This window comes from Hamadaea flava (genome assembly GCF_024172085.1).
Classification (GTDB): Bacteria; Actinomycetota; Actinomycetes; order Mycobacteriales; family Micromonosporaceae; genus Hamadaea; species Hamadaea flava.
Genome location: NZ_JAMZDZ010000001.1, coordinates 198,568 through 224,862, shown reverse-complemented (window position 1 = coordinate 224,862; position 26,295 = coordinate 198,568). Strand labels below are relative to the sequence as shown.

The following is a 26,295-nucleotide window of genomic DNA, read 5'->3' as shown; positions in this document are numbered from 1 at the left end:
GCCTCCCACGCTATGACACCGATGACGCCGTTCGGGCCGGATTGCCCAGGGCAGCCTCGACGTTCGCCGCCATCGTCGCCAGCGACCGCACGGTCTGGTGGTACTGCTCGGGCGTCAGGTCGCCCAGCAGCGCGGCCCGCGCCCGCTCCACTCGCGCTGCCAGCTCCGCGTGCAGCTCGCGGCCGGTCTCGCTCAGGCCGATCGCGTCACCGTCGAGCCGCGTCCAGCCGCGGTCCGCGAGGTCGGCGAGCACCGCCTGGGGGTCCTCCGCCGCGCCGGACCAGAACGGGGCGAGCGCCTCGGCCAATTCCCCACTTGTACGCGAGCCGCGGCTGAGCGTGTTGAGCAGCTGCCATTGCCGGCGGCTGACCGACAACACTGAGCCGGTTTTGGCCGGCCCTTCGTCCTCACTCCCGGCTCGGGCGTTCAGGCCGGCCAGGGTGCGCTCGAACTGCTCCTCGAGGAGATTGTGAAGATGCATGAGCCAGTAGCCGATCGGCTTGGGCGTGTCCATGAGCCCTCCAAATACATGTACTATGACAAGTAGTTGTCTTCGAGTATGCATCGGAGAGCGCATGGCTGACAAGGTCACCCCGGACGAGCAGGTGGCGGAGATCGAAGGGGCGATGGTGGCGCTCCGCCGGGCGCAGCGGCGCCGGGCGCTGGCCCGGTTGTCCGAGCGCGCCGGGGAACGCGACAGCCCGACCGGGCGACTGCCGGACTCCGTGTTCGAACTACTCGATGCGGTCGCGGCGGCCGCCGGCCGCGGCGAGACGCTCACCGTGAGCGAGGCGGCGACGCTGCTGGACGTCGACCAGCCCCGGGCGAGCCGGCTGACCGCCCTCGCGCTGGAGGCGGCGCTCCTGCGGCGGCGCGCCGACCAGCGCGACGGACGGCGGTCCCTGCTCGTGCTGACCGAGGACGGCGAAGCGGTCCTACGCCGCATCCAGCAATTCCGCCGGGGAGTCGTCGCCATGGCCACCCGGGACTGGCCGGCGGCGGATCGGGCGGCCCTGGCGCGGCTGCTTCCCCGGCTCGTGGCGGACTTCGCGGCTATCGCCGACGCCGGTCGCGACGAGGAATGACCCGTGGCCGCGCGGCCACGGGTCACCATCGGTCGTAGTCGGCCGGGGTGGGCCCAGGTGTCAGGCGCTGACGAACTTGAGCACCTCGTAGACGAGGAACGCGGGCCACACGAGGGCCTTGAGCACGCCGACCACGCCCTCCCAGAAGCCGTCGGACTGCTGGATGTAGTAGACCGCCGCGCCGATGAAGCCGAGGAAGTATCCGCCGCCCGTGCCGCAACCCCCGCCGCCGCCGCGCCAGCGGCGTCCCTGCCGATCGCTGTCGCCCATGCCGGTTCCCCTTTCGCCTACGATCCGGATCTGGCTGTAGCGCTTGCACTGTCCAGTATCGATGGCGTACGCAACGGGCGGGTCACATTCAGCGTCGCCGCCGCGCCCGGGATTCGGCGACGAACCGGTTGACCGCGTCGCGGGTGTCCTGGATCGCCGGTTGCGAGGTCTCGAAGGTGCGCTGGGCGACGCCGACGAAGATGCAGTCGACCACCAGCAGCTGGCTGATCCGGCTGGCCAGCGCGGCCGGGCGGAACGCCGTCTCCCGGCCCGCGGAGACCAGGGTCAACGCGGCCGCGGCGGCCAGAGTGGAGCGCGGGTTGTTCGTGATGGCCACCGTGTACGCCCCGGCTGCGGCCGCCCGCCGGATCGGTTCGAGGACGTCCGGGGTCTCGCCGGAGGTGGACACCCCGACCGCCACATCCCCGGTACGCAGCAGGGCGGAACTGGTCAACGCGAGATGCGCGTCGGAGAACGCGTGGCTGAGGATGCCTATGCGCAGCAGTTTCTGCGCCATGTCCGCCGCCACCAGGCCGGACGCGGCCACGCCGTAGACGTCGACCCGGCGCGCCCGCGCGATCGCGTCGACGACCGGGGCCAGTTGCTCGGGCGTGAGCTGCCGGCCGGTGTCGGCCAGCGCCTCGGTCTCCGCCCGGGTCACCTTCGTGATCACGTCGGACAGCGGATCGTCCGGCCCGAGATCGCCGGGGACGAGCCGATCGCCGTCCTCAGTGGTGGCCGCTGCGGCCGCCAGCGCCAGCCGCAGCGGCGGATATCCGGCGAAGCCCAGCGATCGCGCCGTACGCACGATCGTCGCTTCGCTGACCCCCGAGACGGCGCTCAGCTCCGTTATCGTGTGCGCGGCGACCATGGCCGGGTCGTGCAGGATCAGCTCCGCGATCCGGCGGCCCGACGGCGTCAGCGACGGCAGCACCGCGCGTACCGCGGCGACCAGATTCTCCGGCCGAACCGGTGTCGTCGTCACCGCGCCACCTCCCGTAACCGTGACTTCGTAACTGGTTAATGACGATTTCCTTCACCCACATTGACGGGGGCGGAGGTTTCTGCCAGCGTAGCGGTCCAGCACCGTTCAGTCATCTCCATACATCCAAGCAGCACATCCAAGCAGCACATCCGTCAGTGCATCCGGCAACCGCCACCTGTCCAGGGAGGATGGAATGCAGAGAAGGATCATCGCAGCGGCGGTGGCGGCAGCCACATTGTTGGCCGCCGCGGCCTGTGGCAGCAAGGAGGACTCCGGCAGCGGGAAGGACGCCAAGGGCGACCTGACCGTCTGGCTCCAGGTCGACGCGCAGACCTTGTGGCCAAAGGCCGTCGAGACCGCCACCGCCGAGTTCAACAAGGAATACCCGAACGTCAAGGTGACCGTGGCCTACCAGGCCTGGGCGGACCACCTCACCAAGTTCGACGCCGCCGCGCAGGGTGGCACCTCGCCCGACGTGATCGAGCTGGGCACCACCGAGATGGGCCTGTACATGGGCAACGGCGCGTTCGCCGACCTGACCGCCGACAAGGCCGAGTTCGCCAACTCCGGCACCTGGGTCAAGGCGCTCCAGGACTCCGCGACGTACCAGGACAAGCTGTATGGCGTGCCCTACTACGGCGGTCTCCGCGCGGTGATCTACCGCAAGGACATCCTGGCCGACGCGGGCATCACCACCCCGCCGACCACCTGGGCCGAGCTGCAGACGGCGGTGCAGAAGCTGTCGGACAAGCACAAGGCCGACCCGACCTTCTCGGCGTTCTTCCTGCCCGGCCAGCACCAGTACGGCGCGATGCCGTTCATCTACGACGCCGGCGGCCAGGTCGCCAAGCAGGGCGCGGACGGCAAGTGGGACGCCACCTTCTCCTCCCCCGAGTCGGTGGCCGGCCTGAAGACCTGGAAGGCGCTGATGGACGCCGGTTACCACGGTGACCGCACCATCAACGACCTCACCGCGTTCAGCACGATGGTCGCGGGCAAGGCCGCCATGTTCTACGACACCAGCGGCCAGATGAAGAAGGTCTTCGGCAAGGACGGCGACGCGAAGCTCAAGGACCAGATCGGCTCGTTCGTCATGCCGAGCCCGACCAAGGCGGGCAGCCCCCTGCCGGCCTTCATGGGCGGCTCCGACCTGGCGATCCCGGCCAAGGGCAAGCACAAGGACTGGTCGAAGTCCTGGATCAAGGCGTACACCTCGCCGGCCAGCCAGCAGATGTTCGTCGACGGCGGCTTCATGGCCAACACGACGACCATCGTGACCAGCGACCCGCTGATGAAGGGGTACGTCGACACCCTCTCCAACACCTGGACGCTGCCCGCCGCCAAGAACTGGGCCCAGGTCGAGAAGAACAAGACGGTACTGAACATGTTCGTGGACATCGCGACGAACAAGGGCACCATCGAGGACATCACGGCCGCCGCGGACAAGGCGATCGAGACTACCCTCAACGCCAGCTGACTCAGCTGAGCCCGACGGTCCGGGTGGGCGGAGTGCCGCCGTCCACCCGGGCCGCCGTACGCACCGCCGCCGCTCGCCAGGAGGAGCCGTGTCCACACTCGACGAACCGGCCGTCGCGCGGCCGCTTCCGGCGCCGAGACCGAGCGCGGCCCGCGCCCGCCGGTCCCGCCCGCGCCTGCCGTACCTGCTCATCCTGCCCGCGCTGGCGGTCTCGCTGGCGGTGATCGGCTACCCGCTGATCCGGGTGATCGTGTTGTCGTTCCAGCAGTGGGGCGTCGCCCAGATCTTCAGCGACGCCGGGCCGCCGTTCGTCGGGCTGCGGAACTATTCGCGCATCCTCGGCGATCCGGTGTTCTGGACCGTCGTCGTCCGGACCCTCGTGCTGACCGCCGTCATGGTCGGCCTGTCGATGGGCGTCGGGGTCGGCCTGGCCCTGCTCATGGAACGCGTGCACGCCTGGGTCCGCGGGGTGATGACGTTCTCGCTGATCATGGCGTGGGCGGTGCCCACGTTCGTGTCGACCCAGATCTTCGCCTGGATGACCGAGCAGAACTTCGGCGTCCTCAACTACGTCCTCGGGCTGGGCCAGCACAACTGGTACACCGACGCCAAACAGGGTCTGGCGGTCGCCACGCTCATCGTCGTCTGGGGCGCGGTCCCGTTCATCACGGTCACGACCTACGCCGCCCTCACCCAGGTGCCCGCGGAACTGGTCGAGGCGGCCCGGCTCGACGGCGCGGGCGGCCGGCAGGTGTTCTTCGGCATCACCCTCCCCTCGATCAAGCCGGTGCTCGTCATCGTCACCGCGCTGTCGATCATCTGGGACTTCAGCGTGTTCAACCAGATCTACATCCTGCGCAACGGCGCGCCCTCGCCGGACTATCAGACGCTGGCCATCTACGCGTACATGCAGGCTTATCAGGGTCACGAGTACGGGTACGCCTCGGCGGTGGCCGTGGTGACGGTGCTGCTGCTGCTCGTGGTGAGCGTCTTCTACATCCGCCAGCTGATCAAGACGGGAGAAGCCGAATGAGACGAGCGGTCCGCATCGGGTACTCCGCGGCCGGTCTGCTGATCGCGGCGGTCTGGGCGTTCCCGATCTACTGGATGGTGTCCACGGCGTTCAAGTCCGGCAAGGACATGTACTCCGCGACCCCGCAGTTCGTGCCGTTGCACCCGACCGGGGACAACTTCGCGGACGTCTTCGGCGACAGCACCTTCTGGCAGGCCGCCGCCAACAGCCTGATCGCCACCGTGCTCACCGTCGTGCTGGCGATGGCGGTCGCGTTCGCCGCCGCCGTGGCGGTCGCCCGGTTCCGGTTCTTCGGGCGGCGTACCTTCCTGATGTCGATCCTCATCATGAAGATGGTCCCGTCGATCGCCCTGGTCATCCCGATCTTCCTGACGCTCACGGAGATCCAGGACGCCTCGCTCGGCGCGCTTCAGCTCACCGACGCCGTGCCCGGTCTCGTCATCGCGTACCTGGCGTTCGCGCTGCCGTTCGCGGTGTGGGCGCTGCGCGGCTTCGTGCTCGGGGTGCCGTCCGAGTTGGAGGAGGCCGCGATGATCGACGGCTGCTCCCAGGTGCAGGCGTTCCGGCGGGTCACCTTGCCGCTCATCGTGCCCGGCCTCGTCGCGACGTCGATCTTCACGATGATCCTGGCCTGGAATGAGTACCTGCTGACCTACTTCCTCATCAGCAGCCCGGAGAAGTACACGCTGCCGCTGTGGCTGAGCCACTTCGTCACCACCGAGGGCACCTCGTTCGGGCCGCTGATGGCGGGGGCGACGATCATCGCGCTGCCGGTCGCGGTCTTCTTCATGTTCGTCCAGCGCAACCTCGCCCGCGGCCTCACCGCGGGAGCCGTACGCGGATGAGGGTCCTCGGGCTCAGCTCGGGGACCTCGTACGACGGGATCGACGCGGCCCTGGTCGAGTTCGAGCCCGACGGTGCGGTGCTGCGCGCGCGGCTGCTCCGCACCGGCACGTTCCCCTACTCCGACCGTACGCGTGACGCCATCCGCGCCGCGCTGCCGCCGAACCAGGTCGACCTGGGCGCGGTATGCCGGCTGGACACCTGGATCGGCCAGGAGTTCGCCGAGGCCGCTGCGTCCTATCAGGCCGCCGAACCGGAGCTGGTCTGCTCGCACGGGCAGACCCTGTTCCACTGGGTGGAGGGCGGCGCCGCGCTCGGCACGCTCCAACTCGGCCAGCCCGCCTGGATCGCCGAACGCACGGGGCTGCCCGTCGTGGCCGACGTCCGGGTGCGCGACATCGCGGCCGGCGGGCAAGGCGCTCCGCTGGCTGCCATCCTCGACACCTTGCTTTTGGCGGACCGCCCGGCGGCGGGCGCGCTCAACATCGGCGGCATCGCCAATCTCACCGTCCCGAGCCGGCGGCTGGCGTACGACACGGGTCCGGGCAACGCCCTGATCGACGCGGCCATGCTCCGGCTCACCGGGCGGGCCTACGACGAGGACGGCGAGCTGGCCCGCAGCGGCCGGATCCTGCCCGGACTGCTCGGCGACCTGCTCCAGGACCCGTACTACGCCCGGCAGCCGCCCAAGTCGACCGGCAAGGAGCTGTTCCACGCCGGTTATCTGCCCACCACCGACGCCGGGCCGGCCGACCTGCTCGCCACGCTGACCGAGCTGACCGCCGTCACGATCGCCACCGAGGTCGCCGAACACGGGCTCGCTTCGCTCGTCGTCTCCGGCGGCGGCGTACGCAACGCCTATCTGATGGAGCGCCTCACCGAGTTGGTGGGACCGACCGTGGTGACGACGTCGGATGCGCTGGGCGTACCCGCTGATTCGAAGGAAGCGCTGCTGTTCGCGCTGATCGGGTGGCTGACCGCCCACGGGCTCGCGGCCACCCTGCCGGCGTGCACCGGGGCGCGGACCGCGAGCGTCCTGGGGTCCGTCACCGGGCCGCTGCCGCCGCGGACCGCGACCACCCCGGTACGCCTAGTCGTCGAGCCGTAGGACGACGAACCGCAGGTCCCCCTCTACCTCCAGGCCGACCCGCTCGAAGCCGCACTTCTCCGCCATGTGCAGCGACCCGGCGTTGCCCTCGTCGGTCTCGATGTACAGCGGACGGGACTGGTCGACGTCGGCGAGGAACTGCCGCAGGGCCGTGGTGCCGACGCCTTTGCCCCAGAAGTCCCGCCCGAGCCAGTAACCGACGCAGCGGCGCTCACGGAACGGGAACGACACGATGTTGCCCGCCAGTACGCCGTCGGCGGTGATCGCTCGGAGCAACCCGTCGGGGTTGGGCAGCACCTTGGTCCGCCAATGGGTCAGGAACTCCTCCCACTCGCGTCCGGGGATCTTGGAAAGCCGGGCCGCCTCCGGATCACGCTGCCACTCGAAGAACACCGGCAGATCCGCCTCGGTCACGGCCCGCAGCCGCACGTCGATCATCCGGCGAGTCTGCCACGCGTTCGGTACGCTCGTCTCGATGGACAGCGCACCGGCGAACTCAGCACGACACGTCGTCGTGATGGGCGTTTCCGGCTGCGGCAAGTCGACCGTCGCCCGGCGCATCGCCGAGCGCACCGGTTTCCTCTTCGCCGACGCCGACGACTACCACTCCGAGGAGAACGTCGACCGCATGCGGCGCGGCGTGCCGCTCAACGACGCCGACCGCGTGCCCTGGCTGAACCGCCTGGCCTGGTGGCTCGCGCATCAGGACCGCCTCGGCGTCTCGACCGTGCTCGCCTGTTCCGCGCTGCGCCGCAGCTACCGCGACATCCTCCGCAGCGGCGCCCCGACCCTCGACTTCGTTCACCTGGCCGGGCCGATGCAGGTCATCCAGCTGCGGCTGGCCCACCGCGCGGGCCACTACATGCCGTCGAGCCTGCTGGAGTCCCAGTACGCCGCCCTCGAACCGCTCCAGGACGACGAGACCGGCATCGTCCTCGACCTCGCGGAGACCCCCGACGAGCTGGCGACCGACGCGATCAAGCGGCTCAAACTGCCCACCATCGCGGGCTGACCTGCCGTCACTCGTACGGGCGGGCCCGACGACTCGGGCGTATCCGGGCGTTCTTCGCGGGGCTATCTCCCGCGCCGGTTTCACGCCATACTTTCCCAGGCCGTTCCGCGCCCAGGAAACTCCGGCCGTACCATGATCCAGTTTTCACCGATCCAGTTTTCACCGCCCGACGAGAGGGGCACCGATGACCGAGAACCGGCTGAAGGGTCGCGTCAAGGGTCTGTTCGCGCCCCCGCCGGCCGCCGACGAGCTGCCGCCGATCCCGGCCGGCCCGGCCGGCGCGGTGCCCGGTGGCATGCCGGCCGGTGCGCCGAGCGCCATGCCCCCGGCGGCCGAGATCGACCCGGCCGCCCACGACTCCGACGCCGAAAGGCAGGCCCTCCAGGTGCTCGTCCTCGCCCGCCGCACCGCCGACGAACACCTCGCCAACGCCCAGCGGGAGGCCGACCGCATCCGGGCCGAGGCGCACGCCCAGGCCGAGGACATCCTCGGCGAGGCCCGAGCCGGAGCCAACGTGCTGCACCGGGACGCTGAGAAGGCGCTCGGCGACGCCCGTGGCGAGGCCGAGCGCATCGGGCGCGACGCGCGTTCGCAGGCCGACGCGCTCCAGCGGGAGTCCGACAAGACGCTGTCCGACGCCCGGCTGGCCGCCGAGGAGATGGTCAACAGCGCCCAGGCGCAGGCCGACGACCTCGTCCGCGACGGGCAGCAGCGCTACGAGGAGATCGTGGGCAGCCTCGAAGCCAAGAGCACGGCGCTGCAGCAGGAGATCGACGGCCTGAAGCAGTTCGAGCGCAACTACCGCGACCGCCTGGTCACCTTCATGCAGGGACAGCTGCGCGTCCTCGGCGTCGGGGCGGACGCGCTGCCGCCGTCGTCGCAGGCAGCCGGCGCCAAGCAGCCCCGGGGCAAGCAGTCGCCGACCGGCGCGCACCCCGTCGTGCCCGCCCAGGCCACCCCGGCGCAGGTCGGACGGGCCGCCGAGCCGGTACCCGTCGCGCCGCGTACGCCGGACGGCCTGCTCGGGCTGAACGACCTGGACTAGGTCACACGACCCCGGCGTCGATCTCCGCGTTCGCCCGCGCCACCCGTTCGGCCGCTGCCGCAGCCGCCGCCCCGAGCACCACCAGATACGCGCCATGCAGCACAGGCGTGGGCAGCGACGGCAGCAGGACCAGCCCGCCCGACCGCCCGGCCAGCCACCCGATCAGCAGGTTGATCGCGGCGTTGAACACCGTGCCGAGCACCGGGATCAGAAACCACTGCCGCAGCCGCAGCGACGGTGCCGCGATCGCGGCGGCCACGAACGCGGCGAGGAAAAGCGACAGCGTACGGGCGAAGTCGCTCATGCTCCCCGGAAGGACCAGGTCGGCACCGCCCGCGGCGGCGTACGCGAGCAGGCCGACCAACGCGCCTTTCCCCATGACTCTGACCATGTCTGTTCCCCCGTTGATCAAGCCGACGGCGGATCATTCTGGCCCGAGTTCCCGCTGTCCGGCAAGACCCACGCGCCGCCTTCGGTGACGGCCGATCATTGCGGCGGGGCGGCCTCCGGAGACGGCTGGCCGCGTTCGGCCTCGGCCTGAATCTCGAAGCGCACGTGATGGGCGGTCGGCCGGTAGATCTCGTCGACCGGGCCCAGCACGCCACCGCCGAGTCCCCGGCGGCGCACGTACGCCGCGAACCAAGCGAATCCGGCGAGGGTCACGCCGAATCCGCCGACGAGGATCGCCAGCGTCCCGATCTCACCCATGCGGCCGAGGATAAGCGGCACGGGAGCGTCTGGGTATGGGGGTCTGGTCAGGATGCGGCTTGGCGGGCGAGCCAGGCGTCGATACGACGCAGGTGTGCCGGCGTCAGGCCGCCGGACGCAAGCGGGGAGATCACCAGAGCCCGGTCGCCCCAACGTTCGGTGTCCGCCTTCCGCAACTGGTACCGGGCGTCGTCGTCGGTCCACAGCAGCGACCCGTCGCGTTCCAGGATTCGCATCGCGGCGGGCAGTTTCCACCAGTGGCTGACCCGGCGCGTCAGCGGCACGGCGATCGCCGCCTTGCCCAGGGCGTACTCGGGGCAGGGTTCCACCGGCCAGTCCGGGAGGCCGAGGGCCGCGCCGACGTTGACCGCGTTGTGCTGCCAGGCACTGTGCCAGCGGATGTCGGCGCGCCCCTGCTCGGTCACCTTGCGCAGGAAGTCCAGCACCGGGGCCGCGACGACCAGCGGCCAATCGAGGTCCAACGCGCTTTTCGCGCTCGTGCGGACCCATTGGTCTGCCGGCCACGTCCCGGTGGGCGGCGGGTCGTCCAGGGCGTTGACGACCCCGTCGATGTCGAGCAGCCAGACCGGCATGCTCACGAAGGGTACGCCAGAAGCGAAGGATGGGTGAACAGCCGGGCTTTCGTTAGGTACCTCACTCTGGGTAGCCGCATTCCCCAGTGATCCTCTAGGTTTTGTTCATGTCCACGGTCGCGCACTTCCCCGCTCACCACGCCGGAACGGCGTTCGGTGCTGCGATGCGCCCGTGTCGGCCGTCGTGTCGAATGTGTAGCTGACTCTTCTTCTCCTGAGCGCACCTGAGTGGCGCTTACTCTCCGTAGTCCCCCTTTCTCGGGAAGAGTTGCATCCTTCGATGATTGAATTGCACCAATTGCGAAAAACGTACGCCGGTGGCGTGGTCGCCCTCGACGGCGTCGATCTGACGGTCGCGGCCGGGGAGGTCTTCGGCGTCGTCGGGCGCAGCGGCGCGGGCAAGAGCACGCTGCTGCGTACGGTGAACCTGCTCGAACGGCCCGACAGCGGGACGGTGCGGGTGGCCGGACAGGACCTGACGGCGTTGCCCGCCGCGCGGCTCCGGGCCGCCCGGCACCGGATCGGCATGATCTTCCAGCACTTCAACCTGCTGCGCGGCCGAACGGTCGCGGCCAATGTGGCGCTGCCGTTGACGTTGGCCGGCGTCGCCCGGGCGCAGCGCCGGGGACGGGTCGCCGAGCTGCTCGACCTCGTGGGGCTGGCCGACAAGGCGACCGAGTATCCGGCCCGGCTGTCCGGCGGCCAACGGCAACGGGTGGCCATCGCCCGGGCCTTGGCCACCCGACCGGACGTGCTGCTGTCCGACGAGGCGACCAGCGCGCTCGACCCCTACACGACCGTCGAGGTGCTGGATCTGCTGCGCGATCTCAACCAGCGGCTCGGTCTGACCGTCCTGCTCATCACGCACGATCTCGGGGTCGTCGACCGGATCTGCGACCGCGTCGGCGTGCTGTCCGAAGGCCGCCTGCTGGAAGCCGGCCCGGTGGCGGACCTGGCAGCGAATCCGGCGTCGGCGCTGTCGAAGTTGCGGGAAGCGGTGCGCTGATGGTGGACCTCCTGCTCCCCGCGACCGGCGAGACGCTCCGCATGGTCGGGCTCGCCACCCTGTTCACCGTCCTCGGCGGCTTGCCGCTCGGCGTGTTGCTCGGCCACGGGCCGGTCGGCGTACGCCACCTGCTCGGGCTGATCGTCAACATCGGACGGTCCCTGCCGTTCATCATCCTGATGATCGCCGTCATCCCGGTCACCCGGGCGATCGCCGGCACCTCCATCGGCACCGATGCGGCCGTCGTCCCGCTCACCATCGGCGCGATCCCGTTCTTCGCCCGGCTCGTCGAGAGCGCGCTGGCCGAAGTCGATCCCGGGCTGAGCGAGGCCGGGCACGCCTTCGGCGCCTCGCGTACGCAGATCATCGCCCGCATCCTGCTGCCCGAGGCGCTGCCTGCCCTCATCCGCGGCCTGACCCTGACCGTCGTGGCGCTCATCGGCTACTCCGCGATGGCCGGCGTCATCGGCGGCGGCGGGCTCGGCTACCTCGCCATCCGCTACGGCTACCAGCGCTTCGAGACCGACGTCATGCTCGCCACCGTCGCCGTGCTGATCGGTCTCGTCCAACTCATCCAACTCGCCGGCGACCGTCTGGCTCGCCGGCTCGACCGCCGCCGCTAAATCCCTGGGAGAAAATGATGAACCGCCGCCTGCTGCTCGCCGCCCCGCTCGCCCTCGCCCTCACGGCCGCCCTGGCCGCCTGCTCCTCCGACAACGACTCGTCCTCTTCGGACGCGCTCGTGGTGGGGGCCAGCTCGGTCCCGCATGCCGAGATCCTCCGCGAGGCGGCCCGGCTCGCCCCGGACCTCAAGCTGGAGATCAAGGAGTTCGACGACTACGTCCAGCCCAACCTCGCCACCGAGTCCGGCGAGCTGGACGCCAACTACTTCCAGCACAAGCCCTACCTGGACGACTTCGCCGCGAAGAACCCGGTTCACCTGGTCTCCGTGGTCGCCGTGCACATCGAGCCGCTGGGTGCGTACTCGAAGAAGGTGAAGTCCCTGGCCGACCTGCCGGCGGGTGCGACCGTCGCCATCCCGGCCGACGCCACCAACGGCGGCCGAGCGCTCGCCCTGCTGGCGGCGGAGGGCCTGATCACGCTGAAGGACGGCGCCGGGGTGACCGCCACCGAGCGGGACATCACGGCCAACCCGAAGAAGCTGAAGGTCACCGCGCTCGAAGCGGCCCAGCTGCCCCGGGCGCTGGACGACGTCGACCTCGCCGTGATCAACGGCAACTACGCGCTGCAGGCGAACCTGAAGCCCGCGACCGACGCGCTCGCGCTGGAGAAGGGCCAGGGCAACCCCTACGCCAACCTCCTGGTGGTCAAGCAGGGCCACGAGAACGACGCGCGCATCCAGGAACTGGCCAAGGTGCTGACCTCGCCGGAGATCAAGAAGTTCATCACGGACAAGTACTCGGGTGGGGTGCTGGCCGCGTTCTGACTAGCCTGGACAGCGTGAGCACGCAACCGCGCCAGATCGGGAACGCCGCCGCCATCCTGGCGAACACGAGCACAGCCGGCGCCATCTGGCGGGTCACCGACGAACCCCGCCAGCTCGACGCGAACATCATCCACCTGCCGGCCGGCGACCGCATCGCGTCCCATCAAGGTCCCGACCTCGACGTGCTGATCCACGTCCTCGCCGGGAGCGGCCACCTCGACAGCGGCGGCCAGTCACTGGAACTCGCGTCCGGCGCGCTGATCTGGCTCCCGCGCGGATCGCAGCGGGCCGTCGTCGCCGGGCCGGACGGGCTCACCTACTTCAGCGTCCACCCGAAACGCCCGCCGCTCGGGATCACGCGCCCGTCGTGACGCCTTGCAGTGATCAGCGGAAGATTCTCGGTGTCATAGCCCCGCGAGAACTCCGCTGATCATGGAGCGACCGAAGGATCGGTCAGTCCGGCACCGCGTGCACGTGCGTGAGATCCCGCCGCAGCGCCGCCGCCCCATGCAGGTAGACGTGGGTGATCTGGTCGCGCGGCAGCTCGGTGTCGACGTGCGCCATCAGCCGGATCACCAGCGGCATCGCTCCGGCGATGTCGAGTTCCTGGGCGCAGATCAGCGGCACGTCCGACATGCCCATCAGGCGGGCGGCGTACGCCGGGAACTCGGAGTGGATGTCCGGGGTGGCCGTGAAGATCGCGCTGATCAGGTCCTCGGTGTCCAGCTCGTTGCTGTGCAGGACTTCCTTGACCAGTTCGGCGACCCGGTCCAGCAGATGCTCCCGCTCGTCGACGTCCAGCTGGGTCGCCCCGCGTACTGCCCGAATCGGCACTGTGCCTCCAAGTGAGCCGAGCACCGGATAAGACCGGCACAGGGCTCACTCTAGCGAGGTGATCGAGGCGGTGAGCAGCGCGTCGACGTCCGCTCCGGTGAGCGCGTCGGCCCAGAGGCGGTCGAGCGTGCGGGCGTATAGCGCGGTCGCGCCGTTGGAGAAGAAGATCTCGCCGCTGAACGTCTCGACCACGGTCACGGCGTCGTAGATCTGGAACCCGTTCTGCGGGGTGGTCGCGATCGGCCGGTCCAGCGGGAGCACGCCGAACCGGACGTTGGGCAGGGCGAGGATCTGCCGGAGCGCGGTCAGCTGTTCCCGCAGCACGTCCTGCGGGCAGGTACGCCACCGCAGCACCGGCTCGGCGAGCAGGAACTCGAACCGTTTCGCCGGGTTGTACAGCTGCCGCCCCCGGGCCAGCCGCGTCTGGACGGCGGCCTCCTCGTCGTGGACCTCGAGCCGGTGCAGTTCGACCTGTTCGCGGAACACCTGCCGGGCGTACGCGGCCGTCTGGACCAGTCCGGGAACCCAGGCGATCTCGAAGTGGCGTACGGTCGCCGACCGTTCGACGAGTTGGTTGTAGTCGGCCTGGACCGAGTTCTGCCCTTGCCGCATCCGCCGTCGCCAGTCCCGATGCTCGGCCTCGACCCGGCGGAGCAGCCCCGCCAGCTCGGCCGACTCGGACCGGCTCACCTGGCACAGGGCCGACCAGGCGTGCAGGTCGGAGGCGGTGGGGATCTGGCGGCCGTGCTCGATCCGGCTGACCCGGGAGGCGTGCCACCCGAGCTGGGCGGCGAAGTCCTTTCCGGACAACCCGGTGCGCTGGCGGAGGGCTCGCAGCGCCTCCGCCAGCATTCCGGTTTCCCGCTGCCGCTCGGTGAGGGTGGTCATCGTCTACTTCGTCAGCTCGGCGGACAAGGCACGAGAGAGCCGCCCCCGCGCGCCGCCCCCTGCAATCACGACCCCTGTGGTGCCGCAGATTCACGGTAGGCAACAAAGTCTGGCCGATGCCCGCGTAGCGGTAAAGGCACCGTTTCGGGTTACGCCGTGTAGTCAGGCGACTTCACGGAGTCGATCAAGAACGTCGGCGGGAACGTACACCGCGTCTTCGTTGGCGGCCAGGTCGCGCAGGGCGGCGCGGGTCGCGTCGTCGAGCTTGACGCCCTGCACGACGTAGCCGCCGTCGGTGCGGTACAGGGCCGGGCAGCCGCCGCCGCCGGACCACACGGTCTTCCAGAGGTACTCGATCTTCATGGCAACTCCCAGGCTGTAGTGGGGTCAGTTGATTGTGGAGACATACGGACGTGGCGTCAGTCGGCCGTATGGAGCCGTTTGCACGGTGTCGTGATCGGACACTCGCCACGTGGACGATGTCTCACCCGAGTCACGCTAGTGGTGAATCATCACAAAACCGCGCAACTTCCACGAATAGAACGGCAGCGTTTCGGTGCACGGCCGAAACGTTCGTCCGGACGAGGGACGGTCCGTACGGTTCACCGCCATGACCTACGCGATCCAGCCGCTGAACCCGCCGACCCTTCCGGCGTCTACCGGCTCCTACACCCACGGCACCCTTGTCACCGGCGCACGCCGGGCCGTCTTCGTCAGCGGCCAGGTGCCGTGGGACCGCGACGAGCCGGTCCCGCCGGACTTCGCCGACCAATGCCGGTTGACCTGGCGCAACGTCCTTGCCGTGCTGGCCGAGGCGGACATGGGCGTCCGCAATCTCGCCAGCGTGCGGATCTTCCTCGCCGACCGGGCGTACCGAACAATCAACGGCAATATTCGCGAAGAGGTATTGGGCGATCACCGTCCGGCGATCACGATCGTCATCGCGACCATCTATGCCGAGGATTGGCTGCTGGAGATCGAGGCCGTCGCGGTCGATTGATCATCCGATGTAGACGTCCAACAAGGACCACGCCAGCGCGGTCGGCTGGTGCGATGCGTCGCGTCCCGATCTGGTCGTCACCACCAGCCCGGCGCGACGCAACCCGGCGAGGTGCTCCGACGCGGTCGACGGCGCGACGCCCAACTCGGCGGCCAGTTCGCCGGTCCCGAGCGGCCGCTCGGCCAGCAGCCGCAGGATCCGCGCCCGCGGCTCCCCCACCGGCCCGGCCAGCCGCCCGTCCGCGACCCGCCCGTCGCGCCAGAACTCGGCGGCGGTCCGGGCCGGATAGAAGAGCATCGGCTGCTGCCGGTCGTTGAGCTGCCGATGTACGGCGTCGGTCAGGAACATGCTCGGCACCAGCACCAGGCCCCGACCAGCCAGCTGATGATCGGGCGCTGGTGGGCCGGCGTACTCCAGGAAGGGGTGCGACCAGCGCACCAGTCCCGGTGCCAGGCCGGCCAGCATCGCCTCGACGCCGTGCCGGGCCGCCGTCCGCGCCCGACCGGCCACGTCCGCGGCCAGCTGCGCGTGCAACCGTGGCCAGTCCGCCGCCAGCACCGCGCGGTGCAATGCGGTGAACGAGGCCGCGAGCGCGCGACGTCCGCGGTCGGGCGCGGCCAGCAGGTCCTCCACCAGTTTCGAAGGGGTACGCAGAACGGAGCGAAACGACAGCGTGTCGTCCTCGACGGGGAGCCCGGGGTCGGCCAGGGCGGCCGCCAGTTCGTCGTCGAAGGTGAGCGGGCCGGTGGGCGGCTGCGGCGTCAGGAAGTCCGGCAGATGCCGGGAGTGCGCGCCGCACAACGCGAGCGCGGGGCGGGCCGCGGCGGGCAGCCTCGGCAGGGTGGCATGCCGCCAGCCGGCCAGCCCGGCCGGGGTGGCCGGTAGGGCGAGTCCCCGGGCGGCCTTGAGCGTCTCCTGGAACGGCATGATCGCGAAGCGGACCCGGCCTAGATCCGGCCCGCTGAACTCCAGTCGGGGCACGGCGACCACCCTAACGCCGTACCCCGGCGAAGTGGGCCGGACGGGAACGGCATCGTGACCGCGCCGGGTCGCGTGCCATCATGAGGAATCGTCACGACCACACCCACCCCCGTAGCGGCGGCCCCTGCCCGGACCGCGCGCCTGCTCCTCATCGAGGACGACGACGGCGTCGCGCGGCTGATCGCGCGTGCCCTGAGCCGGGACGGCTACGTGGTTGAGCGGGCCGGCACCGGCGAGGAGGGCCTCCGGTACGCCACCGATGAGGAGTTCGACCTGGTCCTGCTGGACCTGATGCTCCCGGGGCTCCACGGGTCGGCGGTCCTCGCCGAGCTGATGCGCCAGCGCCCGCATCAGCGGGTCATCGTGCTGTCGGCGGTGCCCGAGGTCGGCACCCGGGTCGCCTGCCTGGAGGCGGGCGCCGCCGACTTCGTCAGCAAGCCGTTCGCCCTGGCCGAACTGCTCGCCCGAGTACGCGCCCGACTGCGGGACCGGGCTCCCGGACCGGCCGCCGACTCCGTGGTGATCGGCCCGATCTGTCTGGACCTGGCGTTGCACCGGGTGGCGGTGGACGGCCGCTGGACCGCGCTGAGCTATCGCGAATTCCTGCTGCTGCGGCATCTGATGGAGGCGGCGGGCCGGGCCTGCGGCCGGTCGGAGCTGCTGCACGCCGTCTGGGGAATGACCTTCGACCCCGGCAGCAACGTCGTCGACGTGACCGTTCGCCGGTTGCGCGCCAAACTGGACCACCCCGACCGGATCGAGACCGTACGCCATGTCGGCTACCGCTTCGCCACCCCTTAACCGGCTCGCCAAGAGCAGGCTGCCCGACTCGTTCCGGCTGGGCTGGTCGCTGCGCGTCGTCTGGCTCGTCGGCGCGGCGGTCTGCGCGACCGCGATGTGGCTGCTTCCGGGCACCGCGACGATCCCGTTCCACCTGATGTGGATCGGCCTGTCGCTGCTGTACGGGTTCACCCGGTGGCGCCCGGTCGAGCTCGCCGTCATGGTCGGCGTGACCGCCGCCGCGACCGGCGCGATCTTGGTGAGCCACGCGGCGGGCGGCCGGATCGAGTGGCTGGAGACCTTGGAGGTCCCGCTCAGCGTCGCCCTGATCGCAGTGACCGCCGCCCTCGTCCGCCGCCGCCATCTGGCCTTGCTGGCGCTGGCCGACGCCGCCGACCGGGACCGGCAGGTCGCTGAGGCCCGCCAGCACCTGATGCGGCAGGTCGCCCACGAGCTGCGTACGCCGATCACCGTCGCGCGCGGCTTCACCGAGCTGGTCGCCGACCGGCACGCCGACGCGGAGACCCGCGAGGACTCCGACACGGTGCTCGCCGAGCTGGACAAGCTCGCCCGCATCACGCAGCGCCTGGTGACCCTGATCGACGCCGACGGCGCGTACGTGCCGGAGGCGCTGGACCTGCCGGCCGAGGTGACCCGCATCGTCCGGCGGTGGACGCCGGCCGCCGACCGCGCCTGGTCCTGGAAGTGCGCCGGCGGCACCGTGATCGCCAACCGCGACCGGCTGGAGGCGGTGCTGGACTGCCTGCTCGACAACGCGGTGAAGTTCACCGGCCCCGGCGATCGCATCGCCGTCGAGGGCCAGGCCGACGACTTGGCCTGGACGATCACGGTCACCGACAGCGGACCCGGGCCGACACCGGGCGGTCCGGGCACCGGCACCAGTCTGGGACTGGTGATGGCCCGGACAGTGGTAGCCGGATGGGGCGGCGAGGTACGCCTGGCGCACGAGCCCGCGACGGGCACCACCGTCACGCTTCACGTGCCCGCGCAGCGGCCGGACGGCAGATGACAGTCCTGTCACGCGGCTGATCTTCGGCCGATCGCGCTCCTAGGCTGGGACTCGCGTCGGTGCGGGTAGGTGCGCTGGACGCGGTCGGTCCGTCTGTCCTCCCCGACAGGCTCCATCGAGCGCCCGCTATCTGCTGCAAACAGGCGGGTCGCGGACCCAGTGTGACCGGGGCGTGGGACAAACCGGCTTCCTCCCGCCCCGGTCACACTCTCCTGGATCTCACTGGCGTTACGCGACGATCTCGCTGGGCGTTACAGCGACGATCTCGCCGGGCGTTACAGCGCTACCAATGACGGTGGTGCCAGCAGCGGCGACGAGATGATGTAATCCGCGCTGGCCCGGTTGTACGCCATCGGGATGTTCGCCAGCGTCGCCAGCCGTTGAAGCGGGCGTACGTCGGGTTCGTGTGGCTGGGCCGTCAGCGGATCCCAGAAGAAGATCAGCAGATCGACGTCGCCGTCGACGATCTGCGCCCCGAGCTGGTGATCGCCGCCGTGCGGACCGCTGCGCAGGCAGGTCACGGGCAGGTCGGCGTGCCGGATCAGCAGCCGTCCCGTCGTGCCGGTGGAATACAGCCGATGGCCGCGCAGAACCTCCCGATGATGCTGGGCGAACTCGATGAGGTCTTGCTTGTGGCGGTCGTGGGCTACGAGCGCGATGCCCCGTGTCATGAGACGAGCTTACGGATGCCCGTTTCACCCCAGTTTCCGAACTATGACCGGGTCAAGAATGCCAGGTGAACGGTACTGTTGCTCACCGTATGCCCACCGGGCGAGCAGCGAATGGTGAGATGGTGGCGTGACTGTGTGGCATAGGTATGTGGCGATCGGCGACAGCACCAGCGAGGGGCTCGACGACCCGGACGGGCGGGGCGGCTACCGCGGCTGGGCCGACCGGTTCGCCCACCACGTCGCGGCGGCCCAACCCGGCCTGGAGTACGCCAACCTCGCCGTCCGCGGCAAGCTGACCGCCGAGATCCAGACCGAGCAGTTGCCGGTGGCCCTTGAGCTGCGGCCCGACCTGGCCACCGTCGTCGCCGGAGTCAACGACATGCTCCGGCCGCGCTTCGACGCCGACGACGTCGCCGGCCGGATCGGCGAGATGCAGGCCGCGCTGATCGCGACCGGCGCGACCGTGCTCACCTTCACCATGCCGGACCCCGGCCGGGTCATGCCGATGGCGCGCCCGCTGCGTGGCCGGTTCGCGGCGTACAACGACAAGCTCCGTCAGGTCAGCGCCCGGACCGGGGCGATCCTGCTCGACCTCGGCGCGCACGAGGTCGCCGGAGACCCCCGGCTGTGGAGCACCGACCGGCTGCACGCCAACAGCGCCGGGCACGAACGGATCGGGTACGCCTTGGCCTGGGCGGCGGGACTGCCCGGCTTCGACGAGACGTGGTCGCAGTCGCTGCCGCTCGAACCGATCCGCACCCGGCGTCAGCGGGCCGCTGCCGAGGTCGCCTGGATTCGGCAGCACCTGTTGCCCTGGGTCGTACGCCACGCGCGCGGCCAGTCGTCCGGCGACGGGATCACCGCCAAGCGTCCGCTGCCGTCGCCGGTCGAAGCCTGAGCCGGGGCTTGGGGCGGACGGCGTACAGGAGGACGGCGAGCTGACCCAGGGCTGCCACGCCCATCGCCGCCCACACGCCGGTGAGCCCGAACGCCGAGGACAGCAACCAGGCCAGCCCTAGCTGGCCCGCGACGCCGCCAACGGTCACCCCGAACATCAGCGTTCCCCGGCCGGCCCCCATGAGCAGCCCGCCGAAGGCCACCACGCCGGACAGCCCGACGAGGTACGGCCCGACGCAGCGCAGGAACGCACTGCCCGCGTCGATGACGGCGGGATCACCGGTGAACGCCCGCAGGATCCAGCCGGACCCGGCGGCGAAGACGACGGCGGCCACGACTCCGGCGATCAGCGCCACGCGCAGGGTGGCCCGCCGGATCTCGGCCTCGACGGTCTCCTTCTCCCCCGCGTTCGTGGCATCGATCGCGGCCAGGGTTCGTGGTGTGTGGATGGTGGCTGCGTTGCGGATCGCGTAGAACGCCATCGTCGCCACGTAGAGCGCCTTCATGCCGATGCCGTATCCGGCCACCGCGACGACGCCGAACCGGCCGACCACGGCGACCAGCCCCAACGCACCCGCCATCCGGACCAGGAAGTCACCGGAGACCGGACCGCCCACGCGCAGGATCGCCCGGACGTCACCGCGCACCGACTCGGCGACTCGACCCCGGGTGAACCGCCGCGCCAGGACCAGCCCCACCACGAAGGCGACCAGCCGGCCGCCCGCCGTCGCCAGGGCCGCACCCGCGACCCCCAGCTTCGGGAACCCGGCCAGCCCATAGATGAGCACCGGGTCGGCGACGAGCACGATGCCGTTGGCCAGCAAGGCCAGGCGCATCGGCGTACGCGTGTCGCCGTGGCCGGCGAACAGCCCGTCGAGCAGCCACTGCCCGTAGAAGACGACGACGGCGGGCAGCGAGATCGCCAGGTACGCGACGGCGAGCCGGACCGCGCCGGCATCGTCGAGGAACAGCCGTGCGATCGGCGTACGCAACAGGAAACTCCCGCCCGCCACGATCGGAGTGATCGCGGCGAACAGCAGCCAGCCCGCCCGGACGGCGCGCCGCGCCCCGGCCGCGTCGCCCTTGCCCACCCGGCCCGACACCACGATGGTCAGCCCGCCGGAGACCGCCAGGATCACGCCGAGCAGCAGGTTCTCGATGTTGGTGGCGACGGCCACCGCGGCGGCCGCGCCCGCGCCCAGTCGGGCCACCCAGGCGACGTCGATGATGCCGGTCACCACGCCGGACATGAGCCCGGCGTAGTTCGGGCCGGCGAGGCGCAGCAGCGCCCGGCGGTGAGTGGTCTTGTCGGGCAGGTGCATGAGGGGTCCTCGTTCCGTCTCGCAGTACCTCGAATCGAGGTACCTCGGAACGATATACGATCGACGAGTGCTGACGCTAGCGATCCTGGGCTTCCTCTACGAGGAGCCGCTGCACGGCTACGAGTTGAAGGAACGCATCCAGAGCCTGACCGGGCACGTCAAAGCGGTCAGCGACGGCGCGCTGTATCCCGCGCTGACCCGGTTGGAGACGGCGGGCCTGCTCACCAAGCAGACCGAGCCGGGCGCCTCCGGAGCGCCCCGGCAGACGCTCTCGCTGACCGACGCCGGGCGAGCCGAACTGCTGCGGCGGCTGCGCGAACCGGCTCCGGGCGAGATCAGCGACCGGAACAAGTACTTCACGCTGCTGGCGTTCCTGCGGCACCTGCCGGACCAGGCCGAGCGGGACGCCGTGTTACAGCGGCGGCTGGACTTCCTCGACGCGCCCGCCCGCTTCTTCTCTGCCGGCGGCAAGACGATGCGGTCGAGCGACCTCGCGGACCCCTACCGGCGCGGGATGATCGAGATCGCGAAGGCGACCCGGGACGCCGAACGGGCGTGGCTGCGGAGCGAGCTGGGATCTTGAGCGTTCTCCCAGGTCGCACCGGTAAGGTTAGCCTTACTAAGCACTCGGAGGTTCACCCATGCCCACTTCGATCGCCAACGTCGCGACCGACGCCGCTCCTCGCTACGCCAAGCAGCTCGCCGCACACCTGGGCCGCCGCTCGGCGATCGAGGAGCTGGCCGACGGCGGCTACCGGATCACCCTGACCGCCGGCGCCGGCGTCCTCGAACCGCGAGCAGACAAGCTCGTGATGCGGGCGAGCGCGCCCGACGACGAGAGCCTGGCCGTCGTGCAGGACGTGCTCGGCCGGCATCTGGAGCGCTTCGGCCAGCGCCGCGAACTCGTCGTGACCTGGGAATCCGCAGGCTGAGCCGCCACCACCCGACGGTCCGCCACCGGGGTCAACGGAAGCGGACGCCGGTGCGTGGCGTCCGCCTCCCTTCCATCGTCCTCCCACCCGCCGCGACCCGGGCTCGGATGATCGGCGGATGCCGTGCGTCCTATTCCCGCGCTCAGCCCGCGCCCTCATCGCACGGCCGCGCCCGCATACGATGGGCGCGTGTCGATCGGCGGAACGAGCGGCTACACCGACCTGACAGCCTTGCCGGAGTTGGTCGCGCAGGCAGTACGCCTCGGGGCGGAACTCGGGTTCGACAAGTCGTGCCGTCCTGAGCAAGGTCGCCTACTGCACGCCCTGGCTGCCGGAGCGGCGCAGAGTATCGGCGAGACCGGCACCGGTTGCGGAGTCGGGCTCGCCTGGCTCGTCAGCGCCCGCCGGCCGGGCGTACGCGTCGTCTCCGTCGAGCGGGACGCTCGCCTGGTCGAGCACGTGCGACGGCTGTTCGACGGCGTACCGGACGTGGCGATCGTCCACGGCGACTGGACCGATGTGTACGCCCACGGCCCGTTCGACCTGCTGGTCCTCGACGGCGGCGGCAACGCCAAGGGCGGCGGCGCGGCCGACCCCGCGCGCCTGGTCCGGCCGGGTGGCGTACTCGTGGTCGACGACTTCACTCCGGCGACCGAGTGGCCGCCGACGCACGCCGGGCAGCCGGATGAGGCTCGCCTGCACTGGCTGAGCCACCCGGAGCTGGCCGCGATCGAGGTACGCCTGGCCCCCGACCTGGCGAGCGTAGTCGCGACCCGCCGCCTCAGTCGGCCGGCCGAGACGGCCTGACCGGCTAGGAGACCGCTTTGCGCGCCCGATAGCGAGCGGTCTTGACGCGGTTGCCACACGACGACATCGAGCACCAGCGCCCGGCCCCGTTGCGCGAGTCGTCGTAGAACACCCAGCGGCATTCCGGTGCGGCGCAGGCGCGCAGCCGTCGCCAGGTTCCGGCGGCGGTGGCGCGTACGCCGATCGCGACGAGTCCGGCGAGCGCACCCTCCACTCCGGACGCCGCCGGGACGAGGCGTACCTCGCCGGTCGAGTCCACTGACGCTCGCAGCGAAAACGACGTGAGAACGCCGTCGTCCGGTACGCCGCCCGGCGTGACCGCGTCACGCAGAGCCGACCGAAGTTCTCGCGCCCGAGTGAGGTCGGCTGACGAGACCCGGGCGGTCGCCGGGAGCAGGTCCCGTTCGGCGAGCCACCGGCCGAGGGCGGCCGCTGTCGGCAGGTCCTCGCCGCCGGTTGAGCCGCCGGTGAAGTCGACACCTCGCCGCCGGAACGCCCGCTGGTCCAGCGTATTGAGGAAGTCCCGGAGCAGGAGAAGATCGGCCGGCGTGTCCACGACACCAACTATAGCCGACACCGGTGTTACTGTTGACCGGTGTTGAGTATCGAACCCTTCGAGATCTCCGTCGACCCGCAGGTCCTCGACGACCTGCGCGACCGCATCACGCGTACGCGGTGGCCGGCCGACGCGCCGGAGCCGGGCTGGGACGCCGGGACGGAACCCGCGTACCTGCGGCGGCTGCTGGCCGCCTGGCATGACTTCGACTGGGCCGCGTTCGAGCGGCGACTCAACGAGCTTCCCCACTACCGCGCCCGAATCGACGACCAATGGGTCCACTTCATCCACGTACGCAGTCCACATGCGACGCAGGAGCCGCTGCCCATCGCGCTGACCCATGGCTGGCCCGGCAGCTTCCTCGAACACCTCGACCTCATCCCGCTGTTGTCCGATCCGGCGGATCCGGCCGACGCGTTCGACGTCGTCATTCCGTCGTTGCCCGGCTTCGGCTTCTCCGACCGCCCCACTCGGCCCGGCGTCGTCAACGCGGTCGTGGCCGATCGGTGGCAGCGACTCATGACCGAAGGGCTCGGCTACGAGCGGTTCGGGGCACACGGCAGCGACATCGGCGCCGGAGTCACCGCCCACCTGGGCGTACGCCATCCGGGCAACCTCGTCGGCATCCACCTCAGCGCCACCGCGATGCCCCGGCCGCCGGAACCGTGGACCGAGGCCGAACGGGCGTACTTCGCCACCGTGGATCACTGGCAGGCCGCCGAGGGCGCGTACGCCCACCAGCACGCCACGAAGCCGCAGACGCTGAGCTACGGGCTCACCGACTCCCCCGCCGGACTGGCCGGGTGGATCGCCGAGAAGTACCGCGACTGGTCGGACAGCCACGGCGACCCCGACGGCCGGATCGGGCTCGACCGGCTGCTGGCGACGCTCACCCTGTACTGGGCGACCGGCACGATCGGCTCCTCGACCCGGATGTACTACGAGCACCGGCGGCACGGCGTACTGCTCGACGCGTCGCGACCCATCCCGGTTCCGGCCGGATTCGCGTTGTTCCCGAACGAGTTCCAGCCGGTCCCGAATCCGCCGCGGGAGCTGGCCGACCGGTTCTACCAGGTCGAGCGTTGGCGCGAACTGCCCAGCGGCGGCCACTTCCCCGCCATCGAAGAACCACGGGCGCTCGCGGAGGAGATCCGGGCGTTCTTCCGGCCCCTCCGACCCTCTTCCCTTTAGTTTAGTCGTCAGCCAAACTATGCCGCATGACCCTCACCAGAAGACACCTGTTGACGGCGGCCGGCGTGGCGGCGTCGGCCGCCTTGGTCCCCGGCGTCGCCCACGCCGCGGGCACCCCCGGCCGCCCGAGCGCGCAGTCCGTGGTGGACGCCATGCAGCCCGGCTGGAACCTCGGCAACACCTTCGACGCGACCGGCGCCGACGAGACCTCGTGGGGCAACCCGCAGGTGACCCGGGAGCTGATCCGGGCGGTCAAAGCCAACGGCTTCAACAGCATCCGCATCCCGGTCACCTGGGTCCAGCACCTGGACTCGGCGAACGTCATCGACCCCGCGTACCTGGCCCGCGTCCAGGAGGTCGTCGGCTGGGCGCTGGCCGAGCGGCTCTACGTCCTGATCAACGTGCACCACGACTCGTGGCAGTGGGTCATGACCATGCCCACCGACCACGACGCCGTCCTGGCCCGGTTCACCGCGATCTGGACGCAGGTCGCGGAGGCCTTCCGCAACGCCTCGCCGCGCCTGCTCTTCGAGAGCGTCAACGAGCCGTTCTTCAACGGCAGCTCCGGCGACGCGCAGAACGCCACGCTCATGAACGAGCTGAACACCACGTTCCACCAGGTCGTACGCGCGTCGGGTGGACCGAACGCGACCCGGTTGCTGGTGCTGCCGACCCTGCACACCTCGCCGGATCAGCCGCGGGTCGACGAGCTGACCGCCACGGTGACCGCGCTCGGCGACCCGAACCTCGTGGCGACCGTCCACTTCTACGGGTTCTGGCCGTTCAGCGTGAACATCGCCGGCTTCACCAGATTCGACGCGACGGTCCAGAAGGATCTGACCGACATCTTCGACCGGGTGCACAACGCGTACGTGGCCAACGGAATCCCGGTCATCATCGGCGAGTACGGACTGCTCGGCTTCGACCGGAGCCTGAACGTCATCGAGCAGGGCGAGAAACTGAAGTTCTTCGAGTTCCTCGGCTACTACGCCCGGCAGCAGCGGATCACCACGATGTGGTGGGACAACGGCCAGCACCTCAACCGGACGACGTTCCAGTGGAGCGACCCCGATCTGGCCGCCCAGATCAAGTCCAGCTGGTGCGTACGCTCGGCGACGGCCGCCACCGATCTCGTCTTCGTCGGCAAGTCCGCCCCGGCGGCGGATCAGACGGTGACACTGAACCTCAACGGCGCCAAGCTCACCGGCATCTTCGACGACCGCAAGCGCCTCGTCCCGGGCAGGGACTACGTCCTGTCCGGCGATCAGCTCACCTTCCCGGCCGCAGCGCTGGCCCGGCTGACCGGCGACCAGGCGTACGGGGTGAACGCGGTGCTGTCGGCCCGCTTCGATCGGGGCGTGCCGTGGAAGTTCCGGGTGATCACGAACGACCTTCCGGTCCTCCAGAGCGCGACCGGGACGACGAGCGCGTTCAAGCTCCCGGCGGCGTTCAACGGTGACCTCGTGGCGACCATGGAGGCCAAGTACGCCGACGGCTCGTACGCGGGCCCGCAGAACTGGACCTCCTACAAGGAGTTCGCGATCACCTTCTCGCCCGACTACGCGGCGAACACGATCGCGCTGACGGATACCTTCTTCACCGAGGTCGCCGACGACGCTCCGGTGACGCTGACCTTCCACTTCTGGAGCGGCGCGACCGTCCAGTACACAGTGGCCCGGTCCGGCGGCGCGGTCACCGGCACCGCCTGACCGCAGCGGGCGGGGCGGTGAGACGCGTACCAGCATGGTGTCGGTCGACCTCGCCCCGCCCGCACACCTTGCGACCAGCGCGGTC

34 protein-coding genes are annotated in these 26,295 nt (G+C 70.4%); 20 read left to right on the top strand and 14 right to left on the bottom strand.

The features are described 5' to 3' along the window. Window positions 1-10: 10 nt before the first annotated feature. Window positions 11-514, bottom strand: coding sequence for a winged helix DNA-binding protein (locus tag HDA40_RS01140; protein WP_253750294.1), 504 nt, complete (start codon window positions 512-514; stop codon window positions 11-13). A gap of 61 nt (window positions 515-575) precedes the next feature. Between HDA40_RS01140 and HDA40_RS01135 the strand changes: the two genes are divergently transcribed. Continuing rightward, window positions 576-1,085 (top strand): MarR family transcriptional regulator, encoded by a 510-nt coding sequence (locus HDA40_RS01135; RefSeq protein WP_253750292.1) that lies wholly within the window; start codon window positions 576-578, stop codon window positions 1,083-1,085. 60 nt (window positions 1,086-1,145) lie between these two features. On the opposite strand, the gene HDA40_RS01130 is transcribed toward HDA40_RS01135, so the two are convergent. Both HDA40_RS01130 and HDA40_RS01125 read right to left on the bottom strand, forming a co-directional pair. After that, the gene (locus HDA40_RS01130) at window positions 1,146-1,355 is read right to left on the bottom strand and encodes a hypothetical protein (protein WP_253750290.1); all 210 of its coding nucleotides are present in this window, start codon (window positions 1,353-1,355) and stop codon (window positions 1,146-1,148) included. A gap of 88 nt (window positions 1,356-1,443) precedes the next feature. Next, a complete protein-coding gene (locus HDA40_RS01125; protein WP_253750288.1) occupies window positions 1,444-2,340 on the bottom strand; it encodes a MurR/RpiR family transcriptional regulator in 897 nt (298 codons plus the stop codon). 193 nt (window positions 2,341-2,533) lie between these two features. Between HDA40_RS01125 and HDA40_RS01120 the strand changes: the two genes are divergently transcribed. The 4 genes from HDA40_RS01120 (at window position 2,534) to HDA40_RS01105 (ending at window position 6,801) form a co-directional block, all read left to right on the top strand. Further along, on the top strand, window positions 2,534-3,817 hold the full coding sequence (locus tag HDA40_RS01120) for an extracellular solute-binding protein (protein ID WP_253750286.1): 1,284 nt from the start codon (window positions 2,534-2,536) through the stop codon (window positions 3,815-3,817). 88 nt (window positions 3,818-3,905) lie between these two features. Further along, a complete protein-coding gene (locus HDA40_RS01115; protein ID WP_253750284.1) occupies window positions 3,906-4,850 on the top strand; it encodes a carbohydrate ABC transporter permease in 945 nt (314 codons plus the stop codon). Beyond that, window positions 4,847-5,695 (top strand): carbohydrate ABC transporter permease, encoded by an 849-nt coding sequence (locus HDA40_RS01110; RefSeq protein ID WP_253750281.1) that lies wholly within the window; start codon window positions 4,847-4,849, stop codon window positions 5,693-5,695. The genes HDA40_RS01115 and HDA40_RS01110 overlap by 4 nt, the downstream gene beginning before the upstream one ends. Continuing rightward, entirely contained in the window at window positions 5,692-6,801 is a 1,110-nt protein-coding gene (locus tag HDA40_RS01105) for an anhydro-N-acetylmuramic acid kinase (protein ID WP_253750278.1), read from the top strand. Before HDA40_RS01110 ends, HDA40_RS01105 begins: the two co-directional genes overlap by 4 nt. On the opposite strand, the gene HDA40_RS01100 is transcribed toward HDA40_RS01105, so the two are convergent. Then, entirely contained in the window at window positions 6,784-7,239 is a 456-nt protein-coding gene (locus HDA40_RS01100) for a GNAT family N-acetyltransferase (protein WP_253750276.1), read from the bottom strand. The genes HDA40_RS01105 and HDA40_RS01100 overlap by 18 nt on opposite strands. 37 nt (window positions 7,240-7,276) lie before the next feature. On the opposite strand from HDA40_RS01100, the gene HDA40_RS01095 reads away from it, so the two are divergent. Continuing rightward, complete coding sequence (locus HDA40_RS01095; RefSeq protein ID WP_253750274.1) at window positions 7,277-7,813, top strand: gluconokinase; 537 nt, start codon at window positions 7,277-7,279, stop codon at window positions 7,811-7,813. A gap of 184 nt (window positions 7,814-7,997) precedes the next feature. Next, window positions 7,998-8,858: a DivIVA domain-containing protein gene (locus tag HDA40_RS01090; protein WP_253750272.1), complete on the top strand. Its 861-nt coding sequence runs from the start codon at window positions 7,998-8,000 to the stop codon at window positions 8,856-8,858. Between the two features lies 1 nt (window position 8,859). On the opposite strand, the gene HDA40_RS01085 is transcribed toward HDA40_RS01090, so the two are convergent. The 3 genes from HDA40_RS01085 to HDA40_RS01075 form a co-directional block, all read right to left on the bottom strand. Beyond that, window positions 8,860-9,237: a hypothetical protein gene (locus tag HDA40_RS01085; protein WP_253750270.1), complete on the bottom strand. Its 378-nt coding sequence runs from the start codon at window positions 9,235-9,237 to the stop codon at window positions 8,860-8,862. A 107-nt stretch (window positions 9,238-9,344) separates the two neighbouring features. Further along, window positions 9,345-9,566 (bottom strand): hypothetical protein, encoded by a 222-nt coding sequence (locus HDA40_RS01080; RefSeq protein ID WP_253750268.1) that lies wholly within the window; start codon window positions 9,564-9,566, stop codon window positions 9,345-9,347. Between the two features lie 47 nt (window positions 9,567-9,613). Then, on the bottom strand, window positions 9,614-10,159 hold the full coding sequence (locus HDA40_RS01075) for a hypothetical protein (RefSeq protein WP_253750266.1): 546 nt from the start codon (window positions 10,157-10,159) through the stop codon (window positions 9,614-9,616). 280 nt (window positions 10,160-10,439) lie between these two features. Between HDA40_RS01075 and HDA40_RS01070 the strand changes: the two genes are divergently transcribed. From HDA40_RS01070 to HDA40_RS01055, 4 genes are read left to right on the top strand one after another with little or no spacing between them, the layout of a single operon-like run. Then, window positions 10,440-11,165 (top strand): methionine ABC transporter ATP-binding protein, encoded by a 726-nt coding sequence (locus tag HDA40_RS01070; protein WP_253750264.1) that lies wholly within the window; start codon window positions 10,440-10,442, stop codon window positions 11,163-11,165. Beyond that, window positions 11,165-11,788 carry a methionine ABC transporter permease gene (locus tag HDA40_RS01065; protein ID WP_253750260.1) on the top strand — a complete coding sequence of 208 codons (624 nt, stop codon included), beginning with the start codon at window positions 11,165-11,167 and terminating at the stop codon, window positions 11,786-11,788. The genes HDA40_RS01070 and HDA40_RS01065 overlap by 1 nt, the downstream gene beginning before the upstream one ends. Window positions 11,789-11,805: 17 nt before the next feature. Beyond that, complete coding sequence (locus HDA40_RS01060; protein WP_253750257.1) at window positions 11,806-12,612, top strand: MetQ/NlpA family ABC transporter substrate-binding protein; 807 nt, start codon at window positions 11,806-11,808, stop codon at window positions 12,610-12,612. A gap of 14 nt (window positions 12,613-12,626) precedes the next feature. Further along, the gene (locus HDA40_RS01055; RefSeq protein ID WP_253750254.1) at window positions 12,627-12,983 is read left to right on the top strand and encodes a cupin domain-containing protein; all 357 of its coding nucleotides are present in this window, start codon (window positions 12,627-12,629) and stop codon (window positions 12,981-12,983) included. Between the two features lie 82 nt (window positions 12,984-13,065). On the opposite strand, the gene aroH is transcribed toward HDA40_RS01055, so the two are convergent. The 3 genes from aroH to HDA40_RS01040 all read right to left on the bottom strand — a co-directional run bounded on the left by aroH (window position 13,066) and on the right by HDA40_RS01040 (window position 14,697). Beyond that, window positions 13,066-13,446 (bottom strand): chorismate mutase, encoded by a 381-nt coding sequence (aroH, locus tag HDA40_RS01050; RefSeq protein ID WP_253750250.1) that lies wholly within the window; start codon window positions 13,444-13,446, stop codon window positions 13,066-13,068. Between the two features lie 45 nt (window positions 13,447-13,491). Next, window positions 13,492-14,334 (bottom strand): Scr1 family TA system antitoxin-like transcriptional regulator, encoded by an 843-nt coding sequence (locus tag HDA40_RS01045; protein WP_253750248.1) that lies wholly within the window; start codon window positions 14,332-14,334, stop codon window positions 13,492-13,494. A 162-nt stretch (window positions 14,335-14,496) separates the two neighbouring features. Continuing rightward, window positions 14,497-14,697 carry a lipid A biosynthesis lauroyl acyltransferase gene (locus HDA40_RS01040; protein ID WP_253750246.1) on the bottom strand — a complete coding sequence of 67 codons (201 nt, stop codon included), beginning with the start codon at window positions 14,695-14,697 and terminating at the stop codon, window positions 14,497-14,499. A gap of 247 nt (window positions 14,698-14,944) precedes the next feature. Between HDA40_RS01040 and HDA40_RS01035 the strand changes: the two genes are divergently transcribed. After that, window positions 14,945-15,334 carry a RidA family protein gene (locus HDA40_RS01035; RefSeq protein WP_253750244.1) on the top strand — a complete coding sequence of 130 codons (390 nt, stop codon included), beginning with the start codon at window positions 14,945-14,947 and terminating at the stop codon, window positions 15,332-15,334. Here HDA40_RS01035 and HDA40_RS01030 read toward each other — a convergent pair whose 3' ends face one another. Continuing rightward, the gene (locus HDA40_RS01030; RefSeq protein WP_253750243.1) at window positions 15,335-16,315 is read right to left on the bottom strand and encodes an ArsR/SmtB family transcription factor; all 981 of its coding nucleotides are present in this window, start codon (window positions 16,313-16,315) and stop codon (window positions 15,335-15,337) included. An 87-nt stretch (window positions 16,316-16,402) separates the two neighbouring features. On the opposite strand from HDA40_RS01030, the gene HDA40_RS01025 reads away from it, so the two are divergent. Then, window positions 16,403-17,116 carry a response regulator transcription factor gene (locus HDA40_RS01025; RefSeq protein ID WP_253763527.1) on the top strand — a complete coding sequence of 238 codons (714 nt, stop codon included), beginning with the start codon at window positions 16,403-16,405 and terminating at the stop codon, window positions 17,114-17,116. After that, window positions 17,088-18,125, top strand: a complete 1,038-nt coding sequence (locus tag HDA40_RS01020; protein WP_253750241.1) for a sensor histidine kinase — start codon at window positions 17,088-17,090, stop codon at window positions 18,123-18,125. Before HDA40_RS01025 ends, HDA40_RS01020 begins: the two co-directional genes overlap by 29 nt. Window positions 18,126-18,400: 275 nt before the next feature. Here HDA40_RS01020 and HDA40_RS01015 read toward each other — a convergent pair whose 3' ends face one another. Then, window positions 18,401-18,796 (bottom strand): methylglyoxal synthase, encoded by a 396-nt coding sequence (locus tag HDA40_RS01015; RefSeq protein WP_253750239.1) that lies wholly within the window; start codon window positions 18,794-18,796, stop codon window positions 18,401-18,403. A 127-nt stretch (window positions 18,797-18,923) separates the two neighbouring features. Here HDA40_RS01015 and HDA40_RS01010 point away from each other — a divergent pair, with 127 nt between their 5' ends. Then, window positions 18,924-19,694, top strand: coding sequence for an SGNH/GDSL hydrolase family protein (locus HDA40_RS01010; RefSeq protein ID WP_253750237.1), 771 nt, complete (start codon window positions 18,924-18,926; stop codon window positions 19,692-19,694). On the opposite strand, the gene HDA40_RS01005 is transcribed toward HDA40_RS01010, so the two are convergent. Beyond that, window positions 19,654-21,015 carry an MATE family efflux transporter gene (locus HDA40_RS01005; protein WP_253750235.1) on the bottom strand — a complete coding sequence of 454 codons (1,362 nt, stop codon included), beginning with the start codon at window positions 21,013-21,015 and terminating at the stop codon, window positions 19,654-19,656. The two genes, HDA40_RS01010 and HDA40_RS01005, sit on opposite strands and share 41 nt — an antisense overlap. Before the next feature lie 67 nt (window positions 21,016-21,082). Here HDA40_RS01005 and HDA40_RS01000 point away from each other — a divergent pair, with 67 nt between their 5' ends. The 3 genes from HDA40_RS01000 to HDA40_RS00990 all read left to right on the top strand — a co-directional run bounded on the left by HDA40_RS01000 (window position 21,083) and on the right by HDA40_RS00990 (window position 22,754). Further along, window positions 21,083-21,598, top strand: coding sequence for a PadR family transcriptional regulator (locus HDA40_RS01000; RefSeq protein ID WP_253750233.1), 516 nt, complete (start codon window positions 21,083-21,085; stop codon window positions 21,596-21,598). Between the two features lie 58 nt (window positions 21,599-21,656). Then, window positions 21,657-21,947 carry a DUF2218 domain-containing protein gene (locus HDA40_RS00995; RefSeq protein ID WP_253750231.1) on the top strand — a complete coding sequence of 97 codons (291 nt, stop codon included), beginning with the start codon at window positions 21,657-21,659 and terminating at the stop codon, window positions 21,945-21,947. 189 nt (window positions 21,948-22,136) lie between these two features. Further along, window positions 22,137-22,754, top strand: coding sequence for an O-methyltransferase (locus HDA40_RS00990; protein WP_253750228.1), 618 nt, complete (start codon window positions 22,137-22,139; stop codon window positions 22,752-22,754). 4 nt (window positions 22,755-22,758) lie between these two features. Here the strand turns inward: HDA40_RS00990 and HDA40_RS00985 are convergent, their stop codons facing one another. Beyond that, window positions 22,759-23,310 carry a CGNR zinc finger domain-containing protein gene (locus HDA40_RS00985; RefSeq protein ID WP_253750225.1) on the bottom strand — a complete coding sequence of 184 codons (552 nt, stop codon included), beginning with the start codon at window positions 23,308-23,310 and terminating at the stop codon, window positions 22,759-22,761. Between the two features lie 39 nt (window positions 23,311-23,349). Here HDA40_RS00985 and HDA40_RS00980 point away from each other — a divergent pair, with 39 nt between their 5' ends. After that, window positions 23,350-24,501 (top strand): epoxide hydrolase family protein, encoded by a 1,152-nt coding sequence (locus HDA40_RS00980; RefSeq protein WP_253750222.1) that lies wholly within the window; start codon window positions 23,350-23,352, stop codon window positions 24,499-24,501. Window positions 24,502-24,527: 26 nt separating this feature from the next. After that, complete coding sequence (locus tag HDA40_RS00975) at window positions 24,528-26,210, top strand: cellulase family glycosylhydrolase (RefSeq protein ID WP_253750220.1); 1,683 nt, start codon at window positions 24,528-24,530, stop codon at window positions 26,208-26,210. Window positions 26,211-26,295 lie beyond the last annotated feature (85 nt).